Raw genomic sequence first — 18,883 nt, 5'->3', positions numbered from 1 at the left:
CACCTCACGTCAACCCCGCGCGCCGAAACCCTTCCAGATAGTGCTCGCGGTCGGCCGCGTTCCTCCATGGCAGCTGCGTCGCGATCCAGTCGAGCGAAATGTTGGGCTGGGTGCGGCGGAGTTCGCGCAGCGCCAGCTCCGCGAGCGCGACATCGCCGGTCATACCGGCGGAGACCGCGAGCACGCGATAGGCGCCGGTGAGGTCGCCGCGATGGCGGATCGCCTCGCGCGCAAGCGCGACGGCCTCGTCATAACGCCGCTCGGTGAAGCGCGCATAGCCGGCGATGCCGTGATAGATCGCCAGCGATGGATCGCGCGGTGAGAGCCTGATCGCCTTCTGCGCGGCCTCGAATGAATCGCCGGAACGGCCGGCATAGGACAGCGCCAGCGCGTAATAGCCCTGCGCCAGCGAGAAGTTCGGATTGAGCGTGAGCGCCTGCTCGAACTCGGACAGCGCGTCAGCGAGCCTGCGCGTTGAGAAGAAGACGCTGCCGAGCGCGGTATGCGCCCAGGCATCCTCATGGTCGCAGCGCACCGCGGCGAGCGCGGCGGCTTCCGCGACCGGTGCCGCCTTGGCAAGCTCGGCCCAGCCGAGATGCACGCCGAACATGTGGCTCGCCGCCAGCACCGACAGCGCCTGGCCGTAAGCCGGGTCGATCGCGATCGCGCGTTCGAGCAGCGCCTGCGCCGCGATGTGGTCCTGCCGCGTCACGCGCCAGTAGTGCGACAGCGCCCGCATCACCAGGTCCCAGGCATCGAGGCTGGCCGGCGGCTTGCGATGCGCGCGAAAATTCTCCGCCGCATGGATCTGCGGCTCGATCGCCGCGACGATCGCATTGGTGATCTCGTCCTGCACGGCGAAGACGTCGACGAGCTCGCGGTCGTAGCGCTCGGCCCAGAGATGGCTGCCGGTGGTGGTGTCATTGAGCTGCGCGGTGATCCGCACGCGGTTGTCCGCCTTGCGCACGCTGCCTTCGACGACGTAACGGACTCCGAGCTCCGCGGCGATCTGCCGGATATGGACCGCGCGCCCCTTGTAGGTGAAGGACGAATTGCGGGCGATCACCAGGAACCAGCGCTGCTTGGACAGCGCGGTGAGGATGTCCTCGCTGATGCCGTCGCCGAAATATTCCTGCTCGGGGTCGCCGCTCATGTTCTCGAAGGCGAGCACCGCGATCGCCGGGCGGCCGGGCGCCGGCCGCGCGGATGCGGATCGCGCCTCGGCCGGCGCGGGCGAGGGCGCGGTTTCCTCCACGACGTCGCCGATGAAGCGAAAGCCCTTGCGCGGAACCGTCTTGATCAGCCGTTGCGCCGCGCCATCGTCACCAAGCGCCTTCCGCGCGGCGTTGATGCGGCTGTTCAGGGCGGAATCCGAGACGACGCGGTCGTCCCAGACATGCCGGATCAGGTCATCCTTGCTGACCACGCGCGCGCGCTCAGTGACAAGATAGAGCAGCAGATCGAACACCTGCGGCTGCAGCGGCACGGCGGCGCCGTCGCAGGTCAGCTCGCGACGGTCAGCATCGAGGACATTGTTTTCGAGGCGAAATCGCACGGCTCTGTCGTCTCAAGCAAAAATCAAAGTCGTCTCAGGCTAAAATCAATCGTCCGCAAAAGCTTAGACCCGTCCAATGCGGCATGGTGCAGCGACCAAATAGTGCCGGCAACCCGGCACAACGGAGCTGTCTATGACCCAAATTGATCACCAGGTGCATTCTATCGGCCCGGAGATTGCGGGCCCGCGGATATTCAAATTCTTCGCCTTTCTGTACGGAATTGCGGCCTATCTCGTGTTTTTCGTGACCATTCTCTATGCCATCGGCTTCGTCATGGGGCTGGTGGTGCCCAAGAGCATCGACACCGGAACCGACACGTCCGCGGCAGAGGCCGTCATCATCAATCTCCTCCTGATGGCGCTATTCGCCGTTCAACACAGCGTGATGGCGCGCCAGCGCTTCAAGGCGTGGTGGACGCAGGTGATCCCGAAGGCCGTCGAGCGCAGCACCTATGTGCTGCTGGCGAGCCTGTCGTTGCTCCTTCTGTTCTGGCAGTGGCGTCCGCTGCCCGCGATCGTATGGGATGTCCAGGATCCCGATCTCGCCGTGACGCTGGTCACGGTCTCGTTCGCAGGCTGGGTGCTAGTGTTCACGTCGACTTTCGTGATCAATCATTTCGAGCTGTTCGGGCTGCACCAGGTGACCAATCATCTGCTCGACAAGGAAGCGCCGCCGCCGCGCTTCCGGACCCCGCTGTTCTACAAATTCGTCCGCCATCCGATCTACCTCGGCTTCATCATCGCGTTCTGGGCGGCGCCGACCATGACCGTGGGCCATCTGCTGTTCGCGGCCGTGACCACGCTCTACATCCTCGTCGGCATCGCGCTGGAGGAGCGCGACCTCGTCGCCCTCTTCGGCGACGAGTACCGGCAGTACAAACAACGCGTGTCGATGCTTATTCCCTGGCGCAGATCGGCGTAAGCTTGAGATGCGGGCGGCGCCACTTCGCCTCTCCCCCGCCTGCGGGGAGAGGCCGACGCGCGCCGAGCGATGCGAATCATCGTCCGGAGCGCGGCGGGTGAGGGGGAGCCACCGCGAGTTCCTCTGCCGCCGTCACTGCCGAAGCAGGCCCTCGCCCCGACGCTCTCAGCGCGAGCGAAGCTCGTCGCGGCCCCGTAAGGACGGGGAGAGGGCTAGAAGCAGATTGCTCGCCTCACGAATTTCAGTTTCACCCAAGGAGAAGACAAAGATGAAACATGTCGGAAATTGCTTCTGCGGCGCTGTTACGGTCGAGGTCACGGGCGCGCCGGAGGCGATGGGCTATTGCCATTGCCGCTCCTGCCGCTCGTGGTCGGGTGGGCCGGTCAACGCCTTCAGCCTGTGGAAGCCGGAAGCCGTGCGCATCACGGCCGGCGCCGAGAACGTCGAGACCTACGCCAAGACGCCGCTCAGCCAGCGCAAATGGTGCAGGAAGTGCGGCGGTCATCTCATGACCAACCATCCGCCGCTCGACATGATCGACGTGTTCGCCGCCACCATTCCCACGCTCGCCTTCGCGCCCGGCGTCCACGTCAATTATGCCGAGGCCGTGCTCCCGATGCGCGACGGCCTGCCCAAGCTGAAGGATTTTCCCGCCGAGTTCGGCGGCAGCGGCGAGACGATGCAGGAGTAGGGGCGCTCTCACCCTCCCCCTCCAGGGGAGGGTGAACCAAGCACCAACACCTACCTCAATCCCGCGCGCCGGAATCCCTCGAGATAGTGCTTGCGGTCCTTCTCCTGCTGCATCGGGAGCTCGTTCATGATCCAGCCGAGCGAGATGTTCGGCTGGGCGCGGCGCAAGCCCTGCAGCGCGGAGGCGGCGAGCTCGCGATTGCCGAGCATGCCGGCCGAGGCCGTGAGCACGCGATGCGCGCCGACGAAATCGCTGCGCTGCCTGAGCGACTCGCGCGCCATTTGAATGGCCTCGTCATAGTTGCGGCCGATGAACTGGGCATAGGCGGCAACACCGCAATAGATCGCCGCGAACGGGTCGCGCGGGCTCAGCCGCAGTGCGCGGCGGGCTGCGGCATCGCCGTCCTGCCAGCGGCCGGCGTAGCACAGCGTGACGCCGTAGAACGCGTGCGACATCGCGAAATTCGGGTTGAGCCGCAGCGCCAGCTCGAATTCGGCCAGCGCGTCGTCGAAGCGGCGGCGGAACAGGTAGGTGTAGGCGAGGCCGTGATGGGCCCAGGGATCGTCGCGGTCGGCCGCGACAGCCGCCAGCGCGGCGCGTTCGGCGATCGGGATGGTCGCGTCCATGTCGGCCCAGCCCATATGCGCGCCGAACATGTGGCTGGTCGCGAGCAGGCCGAGCGCCTTGCCATAGGCGGGGTCGATCGCGATCGCGTCCGCGAGCAGCGTCTGCGCAACCGCATTGTCCTCGCGCGTGATGCGCCAATAGTGCGACAGCGCACGCATCAAGAGGTCCCAGGCATCCAGGCTGCCCGGCGGCTTCTGCTGTGCGCGAAAGCTTTCGGCGGCGTAGAGCTGAGGCTCGATCGCCGAAACGATCGCCTCGGTGATCTCGTCCTGGACGGTGAAGACGTCGGCAAGGCCGCGGTCGTAGCGCTCGGCCCAGAGATGGCTCCCGGTCGAGACGTCGTTGAGCTGCGCCGAGATCCGCAAGCGCTCGCCGCTCCGGCGCACGCTGCCTTCGACCACGTAGCGTACGCCGAGCTCGCGTGCGATCTCGTGGATGTGCACGGCGCGGCCCTTGTAGACGAAGGACGAGTTGCGCGCGACGACGAAGAACCAGCGTAGCTTCGACAGCGCGGTGATGATGTCCTCGCTGATCCCGTCGGAGAAATAGTCCTGTTCGCGATCCCCGCTCATGTTGGTGAAGGGCAGCACGGCTATCGCGGGCCGGTCGGGCAGCGCCGGCGCGGCCTGCGCTTGTCCGGGTTCCCGGCCGGGTTCCAAGGTCATCGTGCCCGTCTTCATCGCGACGTCGCCGACGAAGCGAAAGCCCTTGCGCGCGACGGTGCGGATCAGCGCCTGGCTCGCGCCGTCATCGCCGATCGCCTTGCGGGCCGCGTTGATCCGGCTGGTCAGGGTGGATTCCGAGACGATGCGCCCATGCCAGATCTTGTCGATCAGCTCGTCCTTGCTGACGACCCGGTCACGATTTTCCATGAGGTGGACGACGAGGTCGAAAACCTGCGGCTCCACGGAAACGGGAACCTGCTCGCGGCTCAGCTCACGCCGGTCGGTATCGAGAAGGTGGTCCCTGAACACAAACTGCACGTCGAAATCTCTGGCCTCACGACAAAGTCACGCAAATGAAATGTCAGAATGGATTCCGGCTTGAAGTCTGTGAGTCCATTGGCGGGCATGCCTGGTTCATCCTATTGAGGGATGCCTGCCATGCCATTTGCGGATAGGAATTCAACCTCGAAGAGAATATGGCGGTTCTGCGCGAATTGTCGGGAGACGCTGCGTCAATCACGCGAACGTCAGATCGCGGTGATGTGGTCGCGCTGCATGCGATCTGCGCGGCGATGAACTCGTAGATGTGCGGGTATCGCTTCGCTCATGCGGGCTGCGGGCCACAAGTCTGGGCGCGCAACCACCTGGACATTGCCGCGAACATCAATCCATCACCGTCACCCGCGCGCAATGGCGAAGCCATTGTCGCTGGAGGAGCCGGAGCGAAGCGGAGGCCTCGAAGGGCGACGGCCCGGCTCTCGGCCGTTCATCCTTCGCGGCTCGCTTCGCGAGCCCTCAGGATGACGGGGCCAGGCTGTTTCCAGGACGACATCGACCACGGGGCGAACGGCGAATGTCCATTGCCGAACAGCGCGGCCTGCGTAAGCTGTCCCGGACAAAGCACACCAACCGCGAAGAAAACGCCCCATGCCCGCCTTTCCGACCTCCACGACAGTGCTCGATTCCATCCTGTTCCGCGACGCCTTCGGCACGCCGGCCATGCGCGAGGTGTTTTCGGATCTGGCGCTGGTCTCGCGCTATGCCGAGGTCGAGGTGGCGCTGGCGAAGGCGGAAGCCAGATGCGGCGTGATTCCGCAAGATGCGGCCGAGGCGATCGCGGCGCGGACCGATGTTGCCGCGCTCGATTTCGATCTCCTGCGCCAGGAAACCGACATCGTCGGCTATCCGATCCTGCCGCTGGTGCATCAGATGGTGAAACAATGCGGCGATGCCGGCCGCTACGTGCATTGGGGCGCGACCACTCAGGACATCATGGACACCGCCGTGGTGCTGCAATTGCGTGCGGCGCTCGAGATCATCGAACGCGACATCACCGAACTTCGCGGCATCCTCGCGCATCTGTCGAAGCGCTACCGCGACACGCCGATGGCCGGCCGCACCCATCTGCAGCAGGCGCTGCCGGTGACGTTCGGCTACAAGACCGCGATCTGGCTTGCGATGTTCGATCGCCACGCCGAGCGGCTCGCGCAACTGAAGCCGCGCGTCCTGGTCGGCCAGTTCGCCGGCGCCGCCGGCACGCTGGCCTCACTCGGCGACAAGGGGTTCGAGGTGCAGGAGGCGCTTTGCGCCGAGCTGAAGCTCGGCGTTCCGGCCTCGACCTGGCACGTCGCCCGCGACGGTTTTGCGGAGGCCGTGAACTTCCTCGCGCTCGTCACCGGCTCGCTCGGCAAGATCGCGCTCGACATCATGATCATGGCCTCGACCGAGTTCGCGGAGGTCTACGAGCCCTTCGTCAAGGGGCGCGGCGCGTCCTCGACCATGCCGCAGAAGCGCAACCCGATCTCCTCCGAACTGATGCTCGCCGCCTCCAAGGCGGTGCGCCAGCATGCCGGCCTGATGCTGGATGCGATGGTGCAGGATTTCGAGCGCGCCACCGGTCCGTGGCACGCCGAGTGGATGGCGATCCCGGACAGCTTCGTGCTGACCGCCGGCGCGCTGCATCAGGCGAAGTTCGCGCTCGCGGGCCTGATCGTGGACGAAAAGAAGATGGACGACAATCTCGCCATCAGCCGCGGCCTGATCGTGGCGGAGGCGGTGATGATGGGACTGGCGCCGCAGATCGGCCGGCAGGAGGCACATGACGTCGTTTACGACGCCTGCCGGCTTGCCAACGAGAATGGCCTGAGCCTCGCGGACGCGCTCTCGGCCGATCCGCGCGTTTCGAGCAGAATCGATCGTGCCACCATCGAGGCGCTCACTTCACCGAAAAATTACCTTGGTCTTGCTCCGGCCATGGTCGATCGGGTGCTGAAATCGTCAACGCGTTGAAAACCAGGATGCGTGAAACTCCGTATCTTCCAGGTGTCGCAAGACGCTCGCGCTATTGCGCCTCGCGATGCTAGACTTAGATGAGACAGAGACCCTGACAGAGGACCACGCATGACCGATCACCGCAATTCCGCCACTCCCATCGATCCCGCAAAACTCGACCGGCTGGCCGAGGTGGCGGTGAAGGTGGGCCTGGGCTTGCGGCCTGGACAGGACCTTCTCTTGACGGCGCCGGCGATCGCGCTGCCCCTGGTGCGGCGGATCGCCGTGCACGCCTACAAGGCGGGCGCGGGCATCGTCACGCCGATCCTGTCGGATGAAGAGATGACGCTGGCGCGCTATCGCAACGGCCACGACAACAGCTTCGATCGCGCCGCCGGCTGGCTCTATGAGGGCATGGCCAAGGCATTCTCGGACAAGACCGCGCGGCTCGCCATCGTCGGCGACAATCCGATGCTGCTCTCGGGCGAGGACCCGACGAAAGTCGCACGCGCCAGCAAGGCCAACTCCATGGCCTATCAGCCGGCGCTGGAGAAAATCGTCAATTTCGACACCAACTGGAACATCATCGCCTATCCGAGCCCGTCCTGGGCCAAGCAGGTATTCCCCGGCGATGCCGAGGAGGTCGCGATCGGCAAGCTGGCGGATGCGATCTTCGCGGCGTCCCGCGTCGACCGCGAGGATGCGATCGCGAACTGGGCGAGCCACAATGCGGTGCTGCGCGAGCGCACCAACTGGCTCAACGGCAAGCGTTTCCGCGCGCTGCAATACACCGGGCCGGGCACCGATCTCACCATCGGCCTCGCCGATGGACATGAGTGGGAAGGCGGCGCCTCGCTCGCCAAGAACGGCATCAGCTGCAACGCCAACATCCCGACCGAGGAAGTCTTCACCACGCCGCATTGCCGGCGGGTCTATGGTCATGTCGTGAGCTCGAAGCCGCTGTCCTATCAAGGCACGCTGATCGACAACATTGCGGTGCGTTTCGAGGACGGCAAGATCGTCGACGCCAGGGCCTCGCGCGGCGAGGAGGTGCTGAACAAGGTGCTCGACACCGACGAGGGCGCGCGGCGTCTCGGCGAGGTGGCGCTGGTGCCGCATTCCTCGCCGATCTCGCAGAGCGGGCTGTTGTTCTTCAACACGCTGTTCGACGAGAACGCGGCCTCGCACATCGCGCTCGGCCAGTGCTACTCGAAATGCTTCGTCAACGGCGCCAAGCTCACGCCGCAGCAGATCGCGGCGCAGGGCGGCAACCAGAGCCTGATCCACATCGACTGGATGATCGGCTCGGCCGAGACCGACATCGACGGCATCCTCTCCGACGGCAGCAAGGAGCCGGTGTTCCGCAAGGGCGAGTGGGCGAAGTAACGCGCGATGAATTCGTGGGTGCGAGCCAAGGAACGCGTTCCATCTCTCCCCGCTGGGGAGAGGTAAACTCCCGGCGAAGGGCTCTGCTTGACTTCTTCACATCGAGCGTATCGCCTCAGGCCGCGGCGTCGCGCAGCATCGGATTGCTGTCGACGCTGAAGCGGTTGAACAGCGTCGTGAACGGGCTGCCATCGGTGGCTCGCACGATGGGGTCGGAAGCCGCGACCGCGTCGTACAGGGCGCCGACCGGATCATCGAATTCGGAGAGGTCGAGCGCGTCGCGGACCCCGTCGCGCGCGCCATTGATGTCGTCTTCGTCGTCGAGCGTCGCCTCCAGCGCCATCGCCGCGCGCCGCATCTCGACGAGGTCGCCGCCCGCGGAGAATTTGAGGATATCGAGCCAATAGGGGCAGGCGACGACGAGCTGGACGAATGCCTCGAAGGTACCTGCGATGATCCCGGCGCGGCCTCCCGATGAGACGTAGAGCACATTCTGCGAGGGCAGCAGCACGAACGCGCCGCCGGCCCCGTCGCTGCCGATCTGCCGGGGCTTTTCGACGCCGTCGACGGAGAACCACGGCTCGTCGTCCGGCTCGAGCGTGAGATCGAAAGCCCTGAGCCACGCGACGGCTTCGCTGTTGCTGCTCAGGACCTCGGGACTCAGGGGCATCGGCGTCGCTCCGTCTCTATTGTTCCGCGCATTTTGTCGCACCCTGGAAAAGACGGGTTCATATGCGCGAATCTGCAGGCAAATCTGCACGTTAGGCGCTTCGCACATGCAACTTACGGCTGATTGTCGGTGCTCGCGTAAGGAAGAATTAAAAGCCCCCGACTAGCGTCTCGGACATCTTTTGAAACGTCCGGGCCTAACGACCCGGCCACCATAGTGTATCTGTTGAGGAAGCCGATGTCGCGCGCGTTGATTGAAACTGGAAGCTGTAATGTGGATCTGGAGCTGCGGCCGATCGAGCCGGCCTGGATCATCGAGGGCAATCCGGTGTCGCGCTCGCACATGCTGTCGATCAGCAGCGACGGCACCGCTTCGACCATCATCTGGTCGTGCACCGAAGGGCGCTTCAACTGGTACTACGATATCGACGAGACGATCATGATCCTGGAAGGATCGATCGTGCTCGAGAGCGAAGGCATGCCGCCGAAGCGCTACGGCGTCGGCGACGTGGTGTTCTTCCGCGAGGGCGCCCACGCCAAATGGCATGTCGAAGGCCACGTCAAGAAGATCGCCTTCTGCCGCAAGACCAACCCGGTGCTGATCGGCTTCATGGTCCGCGTCATCAACAGGCTCAAGAAGATGTTCCTCTCGCCCGGTGAGCGTCGCCCCGCGACTCTCATGGGGGCCAGCTAGTCTCTCCGAGACGCTTCCCAGCGACCGCGACGGAAGAGGGGCCGGGAATTCATCCCGGCCCCTCTTCACGTCAGGGCAATCGCAAATGAAAGGAAGTTTGGCAGGCAGCCTCGTTGCGGTTCATCCTTCGAGACGCCCGCCGTGGGCGTGCTCCTCGGGATGAGGTCTTGTTGCGCGATGAAATCCTAGGCTCTCATGGCGAGGAGCGCCGCCCTGCGGCGCGTCCCGAACCATGCGACCGCCTTTCGTCAGTCCTTGCGGCGCCGCGCCCTCACGTCCACGGCCAGCCGCCAGCCTGGCGCCGCGGCGGACTTTGCTTCGCCGAGCCAGTGGAAGGAATCCTCGGTGATCTCGGTGAAGCTCCAGCGCGTCAGGTCACCGGAGTCTGTCGTGCCTTCCTGCACGATATCCGGCCCTCGGGGACGGCCGATCTGCTGGCGGAACACGCTGCGGCCGGGATCGAACCAGGAGATCCGCCAGGCCGTGATGGTCGGATCGTAGACCCGCAGCGTCGTGCCGTACCAGTTGCCGGCGATCGGAAAGGCCGGCGCGCCCGCCGGGCGCGGAATCATCCAGACGTCCTGGACGGCGCGCCCTTCGAGCACCCAGCCGAAATGGATTTCGCCGGGTGCGGTGTGCGTGGTGCCGTCGGGCCCATGGGCGGTGATTTCGGCGACCCAGTCGCCGACGAACTGTCCGTAAAGCTGGAGTGCAGCGGCGTGCTCGGGGTGCGGTCCGTCCGCGTGCAGCAATCGCGCAAAGTCGCTCATGATGATCTCCCGTCAAGAGCAGATCAGCACGAACGGATGGCCGGCGACTTGGAGAAAATTGCGCGTCAGACCCCGTCGAGGATGATCACCGTCGGCGTCGCCGGCAGCGCATCGCGCGACATGCGGAAGCTGCGCTCGAGCCGCCGGTCGATCTCGAAATCCTTGCCGATCCGGCGCATGAAGTCGTCGAGCGGGGTGGCGAAGCGGTGCATCGGCAGCACCACGGAGGCGCGCAACCGTTTGGTGATCTCCGAGATGCCTTCCAGCGACATGGTGTAGGTGCCGTCGATCGGCACCATCACGATGTCGAGCCGGCCGATCTGGGCGAAATGGCTGTCATCGAGCTTGTGGTGGAGATGGCCGAGATGGCCGATGCAGAGGCCCGCGACCTCGAAGATGAAGATCGAATTGCCGTCGCGGATCATGTCGGCGCCGATATCGTCGCCGAAATAGCGGCGGATGTCGGTCGTGACGTTGCGGATGAAGGTGTCGCCGATACGCTCCGAGATCAGCGCCGGCTTGCCGTCCTCGCCCCAGCCATGCAGCACATGCGGGATGCGCCTGTCGGGGAATAGGCTGTAGTGGGTGCTGTGGGCCCGGTTCATGGTGACGACATCGGGCAGGCGGCCGACCTGATAGGCGCCGCTATAGTCGGTCGCGATGCGCAGGCCGGCCGGCGTGTCGATGAAATAGGTGGAGTGACCGGCATAGGTGATCTCGACCTCGGCCACATTCGACGCCTGCCGAAACGCGACCGGCACCGCGCGCGGCGCCGCGTTCGCCATCGCCAGGCACTCGCTGCGCTGCGGCTGCTGTTGGGCGAGGGCAGGTGCCAGCAGCCAGCCGAGGAACGCAAAAGCCGTCAGCAACAGTCGCGACATCATCGATCCGCCCGCCGTTCAGTCGACAATCCAGTCAGTGTATCTTCGAATTGTTCTGGCGTCATGCCGTCGCGTGCATGATCCGGAAAAGTGAGGCCAGCTCAAGAGAGTTGGGCGGTGACATAGTGGATCGCGGCGCTGGTGTTCTGGATGCTCAACGTATAGGTCGAGACATCGGGAGCGATGCTGGCCCAGCCGCGAGGAGTGCTGCTTGGTGCCGGGATCGCGTCCCACATTAAGCATAGATTCAACCGTTGCTTGTGACGGTGGGGTATCTTGCCTACCCGTTCGCAATGGACTCGGCTGAAAATATCACCCGATATCATGCACTCGACAGTTGGCGTGGCATTTGCGCTTGCATGGTCGCGATGTTTCACTTCGACGTGATCAGCCATCTGTCCTTCCTGCCGCTCACCAGGAATGCGTACCTGTTCGTAGATTTCTTCTTCGTGTTGAGCGGCTTTGTCATTGCGTCGAACTATCGTTCGCGTCTTGCCGAGGGCTTCGGCACGGGCCGTTTCCTCGCCCTGCGGCTTGGGCGGATCTATCCGCTGCATCTCGTGACGTTGCTGCTGTTCATTCCTATCGACGCTGCGAAGGACGGTATCGGCCCGAACCTCCTGCAGGCCATCGTCACCAACATTCTTCTCCTCCAGGGACTCGGCGTTAATCCGCAGAACTGGCTGAACTTTGCGAGCTGGAGCATCAGCGCCGAGTTCGCAGCCTATGTGATCTTCGCCGCGGTCGTAAGCAGGATCGGGCCGACGATCTGGCCTTGGCTGCTGCCGATCATTGCCGGGCCGGCCGTGCTCGCCACCATCAGCCCGGATGGGATGAATGCGACTTATGACTATGGCCTCGTGCGCTGCCTTCATGGTTTCGCGCTTAGCGTTGTCTCCTTCGATTTACGAGAGCGCTTTCCGGTGTTGCGCGCACGCCTGGTGCCGTCCGGCGAGACATGGCTGGAGACTGCGAGTTTCATGCTCGTCGTGGGCTATGTTTCGGTCGCCGGAAGCAGCGTCACTCTACAGGTGGCATCGCCACTGGTGTTTACGCTGGTCGTTCTGGTGTTCGCGCGTGAAGCTGGCGCGGTCAGCCGCCGGTTGACGGTGCCGTTCATGCTCATGATCGGGACGCTGACCTATTCGATCTACATGCTGCATCCGCTCGTCAGGGCGGTTGCGCGGGCAGTCCTCATGGTCGTCGAGCGCCACGGGCATATGGACCTGTTTGTCTCTTATGCGTTGAGCTCGGGCCATGAACCGACGAAAGTGGTCTCCATAAATGGATCGCTTTGGCTTGGTGATCTCCTGCAAATTGCGATGCTGCTGTTGACCGTCCTGCTGTCGGTAGCAACGTATCGATTTGTCGAAGAGCCCGGACGTAACTGGGTCAGGCGCTTGATGGATCGGCGGAAGGTCGGCGCGGTACGCAGCGCGCAACCGGCTTTCGATACCTAACGTCCGAGGCTCCAAAGCGTGATCCGGACCCGAAGGGCCGCGCTAGCGCAAAACCGCGCAGCGGTTTTCCGAAAGATCATGCTCAAACAACAACCCATAGCGCGACGACGATTCATTCCAGGCTCATCGCGCTCTGGAGCATGAGCTCTCACTCCCTGCGCGGGCTGAACTTCCAGGTGATGGCGACGAGGCCCGCGGTGATCAGGCCGCTGACGAGGCCCGCAATGGGCAAGGCGAGCAGGAGCGCGGCGGTGGCGGCCCAGCCGATCGACGAGAAGGCTTCCGCGAAGGTCGCAAGCCGCGAGGAGGTCTGGCGGCGGCGGAACTGGCTGCGCCGGGCCTGCACGCGGAACCAGAGCTGGATCGCGGTGGCGGAGGCCGCGCCGACGATGATGGCTCCGGCGGTGATCGCAGCCTGGAACAGTGATGCGAAGGCGAGCGCTGCGACCAGCGGCGTGAAGATGACGGCGATCGCGATCAGGACCACTTCGATCTTGGCGCGGATGACGCGCGCCGGCGACAGCGGTGCGGTCGCAACCAGGTCCGGCGCATCCTCGCCCGAAATGGTCAGCCAGGCGAGCCCGCCGGCGAGCTGGCCGGCCGCCATCACCATCACCGGCGTGATCAGCGTCAGCGCGGCCGAACTGTCGGAAAAGCTGCGCCAGAGCAGCAGCGCCGGCGGCACGAGATAGAGCAACTGCATCAAGGTCTGCGAGATCAGCCAGGGATCGCGCCAGAGCAGCAGGAACTCCTTGCGCCGCAGCGCCTGCTGGCGCGATCCGGCGCGGAAGGGACGCTCCTTGGCACGCCGGCGGCCGGCGGTGCCGTAGCCGGCGGCGTCGATCGCGGTGTCGGCGAAGCGGCCCGAGAACAGCGCCATCACGCTTCCGAGCAGCACCAGCCCGAGGGCGAGCAGAGACAATAGCGCCGCGCTGTCGCCCATGGTCGCGCGCGCCGGCCACCACAATATGCTGTCGACATCGGGCGCGTAGGCGGCGGTGGCATCGGACGTCAAAATGGTGAAGCGCGACAGCGTGCCGTAGTTCATGATCGCGGCGATCTGGAGCGCAATCACGAAGCCCGCGCCGATGATCGCGGCCAGGATCTGGGCAACGAACCGCGTCCGCGCCGGCCCGATCAGCCGGAACAGGAGGATGGTGACGGCGATCGCGATCGCCGCGGCCGACAGGCCCATGGAAATGACCACGCCGAACGCCGTAAGCCAGCGCACGCCGCCGCCGAACACCAGCACGTCGATGAACGGCGTCGAGAACAAGAGCGCCATCACCGTGATCGCCAGCGCTATCGCGGCGATGCGCACCGAGAACAAATTGGTCAGGGTCGCCGGCGAGGACATGATGAGGTCGAGGTCGGCGCGGGCGTAAAACACCCGCGTCACCGATTCGATGGCCTGCGACAGCATCAACGTCCAGGCCAGCACGATCGTCGTCGTGATCACGATCAGCGATGACTTGTCGAGGGGCAGTTGCAGGTCGGCGAAGCGGCCGATCACCGCCCAGGCCGGCACATGCAGCAATGCGGCGAAGAGGATGAGGCCGATGACGGCGGCGCGCCGGCGCTTGCGCCCGCCCGTCATCATCGCGAGCCATTCGCGCCAGGCGAGCCGGAGCTCGTGGCGCGCAAACCAGGAGAGGGCCGTCGCCGAGCTCATGCCGCAGCCTGGAGCGTCACCAGCGCGATGAAGAGATCCTCGAGGCTGGTATCGGCATGACCGTTCTGCCGGCGCAGGTCGGCAAGCGTGCCCTCGGCGACCAGACGGCCGGACGCGATCACGCCGATGCGGTCGGCCATGCGCTCGGCGACCTCGAGAATATGCGTGGTCATGATGACGGTGCAGCCGGCGCGGACGCGCTCGCTCAGCAGCCCCTTCACGTGGCGGGCGGAGACGGCGTCCAATCCGGTCAGCGGCTCGTCGAGGATGATGAGGCGGGGATCGTGCACCAGCGCGCCGGCGAGCGCCACCTTCTGGCGCATGCCCTTGGAAAAGCCCTCGCAGCGCTCGTGCCGGTGCGCGTCGAGACCGAGCGAGCTCAACAGCTCCTGCGCGACCGGTTCCGAGACCGACGGGGCGATGCCCCAGAGGCCGGCGACGAATTCGAGATATTCGAGCGGCGTCAGCTTGTCATAAATCATGGGCTCGTCGGACACCCACGCCATCACCTGCTTGGCGGCGACGGGACTTGCGAGCGCATCGATACCGAAGATCGACACCGCGCCGACATCGGGCCTGAGCAGGCCCGCAACCATGCGCAGGGTGGTGGTCTTGCCGGCGCCGTTGGGGCCGACCAGCGCATAGAATTCACCGGCATGGATGGTGAGATCGAGGCTATCGACCGCCAAACGGTCAAAACGCTTCGTTAACCCTCGGACTTCCAGTGCCGAGTTGTCCGGCTTCATGACGGCCATACCATCCGGTTTTGCATTGCCGCGACCATGGCCCGAAGATGTTTCGGCACCGTGAATCTACGGCCGCAAATTTCGTCATCCGGTATCGACTAAAGGCAAGTCACCGTTTGTTGACAGCGCTGGACGGTTCAGGCTGAATTGGCGCAGGGACAAGTGGCGCTAACGCGGCGAAACGACTGCGTAGCGACTGGACACAAGATGCGACGAGGCGGTCAAAAGAACCGCTGGTTGCATCGGGAGGATGCACGGCGATGCTGGACTTCGTTCAGCAGCTGGTCAGCGGCGTTGCGCTCGGCTGCGTCTACGGCCTGATCGCGCTTGGCTTCGTGCTTGTCTACAAGGCCACCGAGGTCGTCAATTTCGCCCAGGGCGATCTGATGATGCTGGGCGGCTTCTTCGCCTTCACCTTCATCGGCATGATGGGCCTGAACTACTGGGTCGGCTTCGCCGGCGCGGTTGCGGCGATGGCGCTGTTCGGCATGCTGGCCGAGCGCGTGGTGGTGCGGCCGATCCTCGGCTATCCGCAATTCTCCATCATCATGGCGACCATCGGGCTCGGCTATTTCTTGCGCTCGGTCGCCGGCATGATCTGGGGCACCGACGATTTCAAGATTGACACCCCGTTCAGCCAGGGCGTGCTGCGTATCGGCTCGCTGGTGCTCGCCTATGACAAGCTCTCGGTGATCGCCGCGACGATCATCCTCTGCACGCTGCTCTATCTCTTCTTCAACAAGACGACGCTCGGCACCGCGATGCGCGCCAGCTCCGAGAACATGCTGGCCGCCTACTACATGGGTATCCCGGTCAAGCGCGTCGTGTCGATCGTCTGGGCGATCAGCGCCGCGGTTGCGACCTGCGCCGGCGTGCTGCTGGCACCGATCACCTTCATCCACTCCAATGTCGGCCTCGTGCTCGGCCTCAAGGCGTTTCCCGCCGCCGTGCTCGGCGGCTTCGGCTCGATTCCCGGCGCGGTCGTCGGCGGCGTGCTGATCGGCGTGATCGAGAGCATGGCCGGCTTCTATCTGCCCGAGGGATGGAAGGACGTCGCGCCCTACATCGTGCTGCTTGCCGTGCTGCTGCTCAAGCCCGAAGGCCTGTTCGGCCTTCACGTCCGCAAGAAGGTCTGAACGCCATGCGCTTTTTGTTCAAGACCGACTATGAGGACGACATCAGGCTGTTTCCGCATTCGGGCTACGTAGTCTCGTATGGCCTGCTGATCGCTGTGCTGTTGATCGCGCCCTACGTGCTCTCCAGCTATCTGATGAGCCAGCTCGTCTTCGTCTGCATCTATGCGACCGTCGGCGTGGCGCTGTTGATCCTGACCGGCTTCACCGGGCAGGCCTCGCTCGGCCATGCCGCGTTCCTTGCGATCGGGGCCTACACGGCGGCCTACCTGCAGAAATACAACGTGCCGTTCCCGATCTACTTCCTCGCCGCCGGCGCCCTGACCGGCCTGATCGGCGCGCTGGTCGGCTTTCCGGCGCTGCGGCTCCAGGGCATCTATCTGGTCATCGCCACCATTTCCTTCGCCTTCATCGTCGAGGAGATCCTGGCGCGCTGGGAAAGCGTCACCAACGGCAACGAGGGCATGCGGATCAAGACGCTGTCGCTCTTCGGCGTCGCGGTGCCGCGGGACAGCCCGATGTTCTATTTCCTCTGCCTTGGGGTGCTGGTGCTGACCATCGTCGGCACGCTCAATCTGCTGCGCTCGCCGACGGGGCGCGCCTTCGTCGCGATCCGCGACAGCGAGACGGCGGCGCGCAGCATGGGCGTCAATGTCGCGCTCTACAAGGTGAAATCCTTCGCGATCTCGGCGGCGATCACCGGATTTGCCGGCGTGCTGTTCGCGCACAAGCTCTCCTTCATCTCGCCGGAGATGTTCACGCTCCAGCTCTCGATCGAGTTCATCATCGTGATCCTGATCGGCGGCACCTTCAGCCTGCACGGCGCCGTGTTGGGGGCGATCTTCATCGTGATGATCGACCCGTTCCTGACCTACCTCAAGGACGACATGCCCGGCATCATCGCCGGCGTTGCCGCGACGCTCGGGGCGGGCACGGAGACGGCCGGAAACATCCAGTCCAAGGTTGCGGCCTTCGCCTCGCTGAACGGCCTCAAAGGCGCGATCTACGGCATCATCATCGTGCTGTTCGTCTTGTTCGAGCCGCTCGGGCTCTACGGCCGCTGGCTCAAGATCAAGCTCTTCTTCCAGCTCTTCCCGCTCTACAAGCGCGCCACCTTCAAGCGGCAGAAGATCTACGTCAAATCGGAGCGGAACCGATGAGCTATTTCCGCGCCGAGAATCTGTCGCTGCACTTCGGCGGACTGAAGGCGGTCGATGCGGTCTCGTTCGCGGTCGAGAAGGGCGAGATCCTCTCGATCATCGGGCCGAACGGCGCCGGCAAGAGCTCGATCTTCAACCTGATCTCGCGGATCTACCGGCCGACCTCGGGCCGGATCTTCTTCGAGGACCAGGACATCACCGAGCAGCCGCCCTACGACATCGCAAAACTCGGAATCGCCCGCACCTTCCAGAACATCGAACTATTCGAGAATGCGACCGTGCTCTCCAACCTCCTGGTCGGACGCCACCGGCATTCGACCACGCAGCTATGGCAGGAATTGCTGTTCCTGCCGAGCGTGCGGGCCAATGAGAAGGTGCATCGCCGCCGCGTCGAGCAGGTCATCGAGTTCCTCGATCTCGAGCCCTATCGCGACAAGCTGATTTCGGGCCTGCCTTACGGCGTGCGCAAGGTGATCGAGCTCGCGCGTGCGCTGTGCTCCGAACCGAAAATGATTTTGCTGGACGAGCCGTCCTCGGGGTTGAACGTGGAGGAGACCGACGACATGTCGTTCTGGATCCGCGACATGAAGAGCGAGCTCGGCATTACCGTGCTGATGGTCGAGCACGACATGACGCTGGTCAACCGTGTCTCCGACCGTGTCATCGCGCTGAACTACGGCCGGGTGCTGGCGATGGGCTCGCCCGCCGAGGTACAGCAGCATCCCGACGTCGTCGCCGCGTATCTCGGAGCCTGACGCGATGGATGCGACCGCGACGCCCGACATCATCCTGAAGCTCTCCAACGTCGAGAGCTATTACGGGCCGATCATGGCGATCCGCGGCATCTCGCTGGAGGTGCCCCGCGGCCGCATCGTCGCGCTGCTCGGCGCCAACGGCGCCGGCAAGACCACGGTGCTGAAGACCATCTCGGGCATTCTCGATCCGCAGAAGGGCACGATCGAGTTCCTGGGCAAGCCGATCCAGCGCATGGAGGCGGACCGCATTGTGCGCCTCGGCCTCAGCCACGTGCCGGAGGGGCGCGAGGTGTTCCCGTTCCTCTCGGTGCGCGAGAACCTGATGATGGGGGCCTATCCGCGCAGGGATCGCGACGGCGTCGCGGAGGATCTGGAGCGGGTCTACGGCTATTTCCCGCGACTGAAGGAGCGCATCGACCAGCCGGCCGGCCAGCTCTCCGGCGGCGAGCAGCAGATGCTCGCGATCGGGCGCGCCTTGATGAACCGGCCGACGCTGCTGCTGCTCGACGAGCCGTCGCTGGGGCTGTCGCCGATCCTCGTGAAGGAGATTTTCACGATCATCCGCCGCGTCAACGAGGAGCAGGGCATGTCGATCCTGCTGGTCGAGCAGAACGCCAAGGTGGCGCTGGAGACGGCGCATTACGGCTATGTGCTGGAGATCGGGCGTGTCGTGATGAACGACACCTGCGACCGCTTGATGCATTCCCAGGACATCCAGGAATTCTACCTTGGCGCCAAAGAGCAAGGCGCGCGGGGCGAACGGCGCTGGAAAAAGAAGAAAACGTGGCGTTAAATGAGGTTGCCCGTCCGCAAGACATAGACCGCC

The 18,883-nt window shown here is 64.5% G+C and carries 17 protein-coding genes; 10 read left to right on the top strand and 7 right to left on the bottom strand.

Features of this window, described 5'->3' with window-relative positions:
* Positions 1 to 4: 4 nt before the first annotated feature.
* On the bottom strand, positions 5 to 1,555 hold the full coding sequence (locus K289_RS0100510) for a winged helix-turn-helix domain-containing tetratricopeptide repeat protein (RefSeq protein WP_027549646.1): 1,551 nt from the start codon (positions 1,553 to 1,555) through the stop codon (positions 5 to 7).
* A gap of 133 nt (positions 1,556 to 1,688) precedes the next feature.
* On the opposite strand from K289_RS0100510, the gene mddA reads away from it, so the two are divergent.
* Both mddA and K289_RS0100500 read left to right on the top strand, forming a co-directional pair.
* Complete coding sequence (gene mddA, locus K289_RS0100505) at positions 1,689 to 2,477, top strand: methanethiol S-methyltransferase (RefSeq protein WP_027549645.1); 789 nt, start codon at positions 1,689 to 1,691, stop codon at positions 2,475 to 2,477.
* A 268-nt stretch (positions 2,478 to 2,745) separates the two neighbouring features.
* A complete protein-coding gene (locus K289_RS0100500) occupies positions 2,746 to 3,168 on the top strand; it encodes a GFA family protein (RefSeq protein WP_027549644.1) in 423 nt (140 codons plus the stop codon).
* Between the two features lie 50 nt (positions 3,169 to 3,218).
* On the opposite strand, the gene K289_RS0100495 is transcribed toward K289_RS0100500, so the two are convergent.
* Positions 3,219 to 4,778 (bottom strand): winged helix-turn-helix domain-containing protein, encoded by a 1,560-nt coding sequence (locus K289_RS0100495; RefSeq protein WP_027549643.1) that lies wholly within the window; start codon positions 4,776 to 4,778, stop codon positions 3,219 to 3,221.
* 609 nt (positions 4,779 to 5,387) lie between these two features.
* Here K289_RS0100495 and pcaB point away from each other — a divergent pair.
* Together pcaB and K289_RS0100480 are read left to right on the top strand one after the other, a co-directional pair.
* Positions 5,388 to 6,749 carry a 3-carboxy-cis,cis-muconate cycloisomerase gene (pcaB, locus tag K289_RS0100485; protein WP_027549642.1) on the top strand — a complete coding sequence of 454 codons (1,362 nt, stop codon included), beginning with the start codon at positions 5,388 to 5,390 and terminating at the stop codon, positions 6,747 to 6,749.
* Between the two features lie 111 nt (positions 6,750 to 6,860).
* The gene (locus K289_RS0100480) at positions 6,861 to 8,117 is read left to right on the top strand and encodes an aminopeptidase (RefSeq protein WP_027549641.1); all 1,257 of its coding nucleotides are present in this window, start codon (positions 6,861 to 6,863) and stop codon (positions 8,115 to 8,117) included.
* Between the two features lie 115 nt (positions 8,118 to 8,232).
* Here the strand turns inward: K289_RS0100480 and K289_RS0100475 are convergent, their stop codons facing one another.
* The gene (locus K289_RS0100475; protein ID WP_245283825.1) at positions 8,233 to 8,877 is read right to left on the bottom strand and encodes a hypothetical protein; all 645 of its coding nucleotides are present in this window, start codon (positions 8,875 to 8,877) and stop codon (positions 8,233 to 8,235) included.
* A 147-nt stretch (positions 8,878 to 9,024) separates the two neighbouring features.
* Between K289_RS0100475 and K289_RS0100470 the strand changes: the two genes are divergently transcribed.
* Entirely contained in the window at positions 9,025 to 9,480 is a 456-nt protein-coding gene (locus tag K289_RS0100470; RefSeq protein WP_027549639.1) for a cupin domain-containing protein, read from the top strand.
* A gap of 248 nt (positions 9,481 to 9,728) precedes the next feature.
* Here the strand turns inward: K289_RS0100470 and K289_RS0100465 are convergent, their stop codons facing one another.
* Complete coding sequence (locus K289_RS0100465; RefSeq protein WP_027549638.1) at positions 9,729 to 10,250, bottom strand: hypothetical protein; 522 nt, start codon at positions 10,248 to 10,250, stop codon at positions 9,729 to 9,731.
* 65 nt (positions 10,251 to 10,315) lie between these two features.
* Positions 10,316 to 11,131 (bottom strand): MBL fold metallo-hydrolase, encoded by an 816-nt coding sequence (locus tag K289_RS0100460; protein WP_027549637.1) that lies wholly within the window; start codon positions 11,129 to 11,131, stop codon positions 10,316 to 10,318.
* A gap of 260 nt (positions 11,132 to 11,391) precedes the next feature.
* On the opposite strand from K289_RS0100460, the gene K289_RS43730 reads away from it, so the two are divergent.
* Positions 11,392 to 12,591 carry an acyltransferase gene (locus K289_RS43730; RefSeq protein WP_245283837.1) on the top strand — a complete coding sequence of 400 codons (1,200 nt, stop codon included), beginning with the start codon at positions 11,392 to 11,394 and terminating at the stop codon, positions 12,589 to 12,591.
* Positions 12,592 to 12,739: 148 nt separating this feature from the next.
* Here the strand turns inward: K289_RS43730 and K289_RS0100450 are convergent, their stop codons facing one another.
* Together K289_RS0100450 and K289_RS0100445 are read right to left on the bottom strand one after the other, a co-directional pair.
* Complete coding sequence (locus tag K289_RS0100450; RefSeq protein ID WP_027549636.1) at positions 12,740 to 14,263, bottom strand: hypothetical protein; 1,524 nt, start codon at positions 14,261 to 14,263, stop codon at positions 12,740 to 12,742.
* Complete coding sequence (locus tag K289_RS0100445; protein WP_027549635.1) at positions 14,260 to 15,009, bottom strand: ABC transporter ATP-binding protein; 750 nt, start codon at positions 15,007 to 15,009, stop codon at positions 14,260 to 14,262. The genes K289_RS0100450 and K289_RS0100445 overlap by 4 nt, the downstream gene beginning before the upstream one ends.
* 260 nt (positions 15,010 to 15,269) lie before the next feature.
* On the opposite strand from K289_RS0100445, the gene K289_RS0100440 reads away from it, so the two are divergent.
* From K289_RS0100440 to K289_RS0100425, 4 genes are read left to right on the top strand one after another with little or no spacing between them, the layout of a single operon-like run.
* On the top strand, positions 15,270 to 16,145 hold the full coding sequence (locus K289_RS0100440; protein ID WP_027549634.1) for a branched-chain amino acid ABC transporter permease: 876 nt from the start codon (positions 15,270 to 15,272) through the stop codon (positions 16,143 to 16,145).
* A 5-nt stretch (positions 16,146 to 16,150) separates the two neighbouring features.
* The gene (locus tag K289_RS0100435; protein WP_027549633.1) at positions 16,151 to 17,302 is read left to right on the top strand and encodes a branched-chain amino acid ABC transporter permease; all 1,152 of its coding nucleotides are present in this window, start codon (positions 16,151 to 16,153) and stop codon (positions 17,300 to 17,302) included.
* On the top strand, positions 17,299 to 18,057 hold the full coding sequence (locus tag K289_RS0100430) for an ABC transporter ATP-binding protein (protein ID WP_027549632.1): 759 nt from the start codon (positions 17,299 to 17,301) through the stop codon (positions 18,055 to 18,057). Before K289_RS0100435 ends, K289_RS0100430 begins: the two co-directional genes overlap by 4 nt.
* 4 nt (positions 18,058 to 18,061) lie before the next feature.
* A complete protein-coding gene (locus K289_RS0100425; RefSeq protein ID WP_027549631.1) occupies positions 18,062 to 18,850 on the top strand; it encodes an ABC transporter ATP-binding protein in 789 nt (262 codons plus the stop codon).
* The last annotated feature ends 33 nt before the right edge of the window (positions 18,851 to 18,883 follow it).

It is taken from the genome of Bradyrhizobium sp. Cp5.3 (genome assembly GCF_000426265.1).
GTDB classification, from domain to species: Bacteria; Pseudomonadota; Alphaproteobacteria; order Rhizobiales; family Xanthobacteraceae; genus Bradyrhizobium; species Bradyrhizobium neotropicale.
Note: the sequence above shows the minus strand (reverse complement) of the source record. Positions and strands in the feature narration are given on the sequence as shown.